A 3,900-nucleotide genomic window follows, 5' to 3' on the forward strand; every position below is an offset into this window, starting at 1 on the left:
ACTCGTAACGCCATGTTGGAGGTCAAACAGAACACGTATTGCAGGGGGACGAAAGAATGGATCACGGACCACCGCGAGCTTCTGGTCATTGGCCTTGCGCCGGGCGGAATAGCGAAAACCTGGATCAGAGGATTGTGTCTGGATCCGATTGAAGTCAGCCGCGTGCAGGGCCGGATAGTTGAGAAGGGGCCTTATGAAGGGCTGTCTGACGGTCACTATTACCGCCCGCCCAATAAAGAGTCTCAGGCATACATCGACAAGTTCGGCATCCCCTATGACTCCTGGTAACGAGCTATCGCCAGCCAGCGGCTTGCCCACGGCAATCAATAAGCTCAATACGCTTTTGGTATGCGCACTTGGCTTTATTCTCTGCGGGTGCACCCACGTTAATGACTATGGTGCAGAGCTGCCGTATGACGCATGGCGTCTGGGTTTTCTGGCGCCCAACTACATGGATGTCTGGATCGAGACCGCCAATGTGCTCGATGTCAAAGGCCGGGTATTTGTACGCGCCATGAGTGGCGTGGCAGCTATTCAGACTCCACCGCATCTCAGGGGTAACCCAAGAGGGTGGCCGAAACGACCGGGAGATGGTAAGGGAAAACACCTCTGGCGCGCCGATGTGCCTCGTTTGATTTATGTGCGTTGGCAGTCCCTGGCAGAGCCTCAAACTTACGAGGCTTTCATTGAAATTCCAGAGGCGACTCGTAACGCCATGTTGGAGGTCAAACAGAACACGTATTGCAGGGGGACGAAAGAATGGATCACGGACCACCGCGAGCTTCTGGTCATTGGCCTTGCGCCTGGCGGAATAGCGAAAACCTGGATCAGAGGATTGTGTCTGGATCCGATTGAAGTCAGCCGCGTGCAGGGCCATATAGTTAAGAAGGGGCCTTATGAAGGGCTGTCTGAAGGTCACTATTACCGCCCGCCTAATAAAGAGTCTCAGGCATACATCGACAAGTTCGGCATCCCCTATGACTCCTGGTGATGGGGCAGGGTATGTAATCAATAGAGGCGTCAGTGGGTATGTTATTCAGGAAGTGTGTAAGTGTTGTTTTGATGTGTGGCGTCTCTGTAGAGGCGCTTTCATTTATGAGGGAACCCCAGGACCTGGGAGAGACCACTGCCATGGGCACGGCGAGCTCTGTATTGGGTTCGTACTCTGCTTCGCAGGAAACCTCTCAGACAGCTTCTGACAGTAAGCGAGTCTATTCTCCACAAGAGGTCGAGTCGGCCCGTTTTTATTTCTCAAGCGGAGGACTGATCGAGGATGCTTATATCGTTGCGGCAATCCGCCGGTACAGGGAATCATCTACAGATGGAAATTTGAGCGATATCGAGATTGCCCATCTGATCAGCAGCACCGGTTGAGCAATCCAGCCCCCGATGTCGGGGTTTCGTCGACCAGACAAGGATGGGTGGCGCGGGGCCGGGCTGCGGCGGGCCTAAGCAACGGCATCGTCGGACAGATGGGCTAGGCCACGCGTCAGTAACGCGTACCGCGCCAAGCTCAGGGCATTAACGTGGCGGGTATTGCTGAAGGATTTTCTGCACGGTCTGACGGAGCGCCAGTTCCCGCGCGGCGGGGTTGGCGTTGTTGTCGTTCACGACTTGCTCGGTGCTGCCGCGCCAGACCAGTTTGCCGTCCTTGCCGTCGAGCATGTCGATTTGCAGGGTCGAGACCTTGTAATCAACGTTGCGGGTTTCGGTGCCGATCGGGCCGCCCCAGTAACCGCCCCATGGGTTGCCCCAATAGCCGCCACCGCCGTAGTTGGTGGTGACCATCTGTTGGCGGTTTTCGACAATCAGCCATGCCTGCACCTGAACGTCGGCCTTCACACCCGGCGCGGCCATGCGCAGGCCGCGTTGGTCGAGCTGTTCGCCGACCGACTGGCGAATGCGCTGCTCGGTCAGGTCGCTTTTGATACGAGGATCGTTGGGCTGGTATTGCAGACCGGGTTCTTTCCAGGCCCAGGTCCGATAGCCGCCGAAATCGCGCTGTGCGTCGAAGTCACGATTGACTCGATCGGTCTGGCACGCGGCGAGCAGCAGGGCAACACACACGACAGCGATGCAGCGGAACATGATGGTTCTCCACGTATGAAGGAGCAAAGATTACGACGGTGGATAAGCGGTCAGCGCGTGCTGCACGGCCTGACGCAACGCTTTGGCCCTGGCGGATTGATCGCCGCCGCTGCCGGTTTCAGCGCTGGCGCTCCACACCGGCTGCCCGCTGCGACCATCGAACAGGCTGATGCGCACCACCACGACCTGTTCCTGATAGGTTCGCACTACCGGCACCGTGGCGTAGCCGCCATAGCCGTTGCGGTACCCGTTGTAATAGCCGCCACCGTAGTACGGGTCGTAATAATCGTCACGCACCTGACGAATGCGGGTTTCCGTGTGCGTGTCAGCGGCGACGCGCAGATCAGCGGTTTGCGGGTTCTGCGAAGGTCGCAGACCCCGTTGGTCCAGGCCATTACTCACTGCCTCAGCGACTTGCGCCGATTCGGCCCACTGCGTGCCGGGCGGAAGTTGGCCGTTGAGCCACGTCCAGTTGCGGTAACGCCCGAAATCACGGGGTGCGGCAGGGTAGGCGCTCATGTCGATGGCGTTGGCTGCGTGCGGCGGAGCCGGCGGAATGGCAGCGGAAACCGCCGTGTAAGGGTTCGGGCTCTGACAGGCGGCCAGCGCCATAACGAAGGGCAGCAAAGCGAGGCGTTTCATGATGGTCTCCGCAGGTAGCCTCAAACGGGTCGGCACATCCAGTGCAGATAACGTCCCAGTCCGGCAAAGCTTGGGTGGCGACGGTGGGCAAGTTCCATTTCCAGCAGGTCAGTGAGCTCGGCTTTCGCCTGGAAATCGACCGGCATGTAATCGTGAAACACCCGAACGCCACTCTGGGTTTCGACTCGCCACAGACCCTCAAGTTGCGCCGCTAACTCGCGCGGATCAAGGGGTTCTTGCGGGGTCAGGCTCTGCTTTTCACCGGCCAGGGTATTTCGCCGCATTTTGCGGAAATGGCCCTTGAGCAGATTGCGATAAATCAAGGCATCGCGGTTATAGAACGCCAGCGACAGCCATCCGTCGGCTTGGGTCAGCTGATGCAGCACCGGCAGGATGGCGTGAGGCTCTGCGAGCCATTCGAGGACGGCGTGGCACAGCACCAGGTCGTAGGGTTCGGTGAGCTGCCCAAGCAGATCCTGCCAAGGCGCCCGAATGAAGGTGCCGGTTTGTCCGGCGTCGATGAAGCGCTGGCGAGCGCCTTCCAGCATCGGTTCGGCGGGTTCGGCCAGCGTTACGTCATGCCCGTGTTCAGCGAGCCAGAGCGACATGTGGCCCAACCCGGCACCGATGTCGAGAACGCGCAGCGGGCGATCGGGCAGGCTTTCTTTGAGGTCTGCCTGCAACACGGCCAAACGGATCGCACCTTTGGCCCCGCCGTAGATCTTCTCAGCGAAGCGGGTGGCCAACTGGTCGAAATGACGATCACTCATTTGCTGAACCGCCGCTCGCTGTCGGCCAGCTTGGCGCGGACCACATCGTTCATGTCCAACCCTAGTTCGCTGCACATCAGCAACAGATACAGCACGATGTCTCCCACTTCTTGCCCCGCGTGAGCCAGTTCATCGGCAGGCAACTGGCGCGACTGGTCTTCGGTCTTCCACTGGAAAATCTCCACCAGCTCGGCCATTTCCACACTGGCGGCCATGGCGAGGTTCTTCGGGCTGTGGAATTGCCGCCAGTCATTGTTATCGCGAATGCGATGCAGGCGTTGAGTGAGTTCGTCGAGGTTCATGGGGCGCGTCTCCTGAAGGTGGGTAGCTTCAGGGGGATGCGGGGCGGAATCAAGTAAGGTCAATGGAAATTTGCTGCATCAGTCACTGTAGGAGTGAG

At 58.8% G+C, this 3,900-nt stretch carries 6 protein-coding genes; 2 read left to right on the top strand and 4 right to left on the bottom strand.

Annotated elements, in window-relative coordinates; all coding sequences use genetic code 11:
- Both B3N48_RS01775 and B3N48_RS01780 read left to right on the top strand, forming a co-directional pair.
- Positions 1-288: DUF2931 family protein (locus B3N48_RS01775; protein WP_296178820.1), on the top strand; the 288-nt coding region annotated here is incomplete at its 5' end.
- A complete protein-coding gene (locus B3N48_RS01780; protein WP_296178821.1) occupies positions 275-991 on the top strand; it encodes a DUF2931 family protein in 717 nt (238 codons plus the stop codon). The genes B3N48_RS01775 and B3N48_RS01780, both read left to right, overlap by 14 nt.
- Positions 992-1,521: 530 nt before the next feature.
- Here B3N48_RS01780 and B3N48_RS01785 read toward each other — a convergent pair.
- From B3N48_RS01785 to B3N48_RS01800, 4 genes are read right to left on the bottom strand one after another with little or no spacing between them, the layout of a single operon-like run.
- On the bottom strand, positions 1,522-2,088 hold the full coding sequence (locus B3N48_RS01785) for a DUF4136 domain-containing protein (RefSeq protein ID WP_296178822.1): 567 nt from the start codon (positions 2,086-2,088) through the stop codon (positions 1,522-1,524).
- Positions 2,089-2,118: 30 nt separating this feature from the next.
- Positions 2,119-2,730 (bottom strand): DUF4136 domain-containing protein, encoded by a 612-nt coding sequence (locus B3N48_RS01790; RefSeq protein ID WP_296178823.1) that lies wholly within the window; start codon positions 2,728-2,730, stop codon positions 2,119-2,121.
- 20 nt (positions 2,731-2,750) lie between these two features.
- On the bottom strand, positions 2,751-3,500 hold the full coding sequence (locus tag B3N48_RS01795; protein WP_296178824.1) for a methyltransferase: 750 nt from the start codon (positions 3,498-3,500) through the stop codon (positions 2,751-2,753).
- The gene (locus tag B3N48_RS01800; protein ID WP_296178825.1) at positions 3,497-3,802 is read right to left on the bottom strand and encodes a nucleotide pyrophosphohydrolase; all 306 of its coding nucleotides are present in this window, start codon (positions 3,800-3,802) and stop codon (positions 3,497-3,499) included. The genes B3N48_RS01795 and B3N48_RS01800 overlap by 4 nt, the downstream gene beginning before the upstream one ends.
- Between the last annotated feature and the right edge of the window lie 98 nt (positions 3,803-3,900).

This window comes from Pseudomonas sp. UBA1879 (genome assembly GCF_002338065.1).
Classification (GTDB): Bacteria; Pseudomonadota; Gammaproteobacteria; order Pseudomonadales; family Pseudomonadaceae; genus Aquipseudomonas.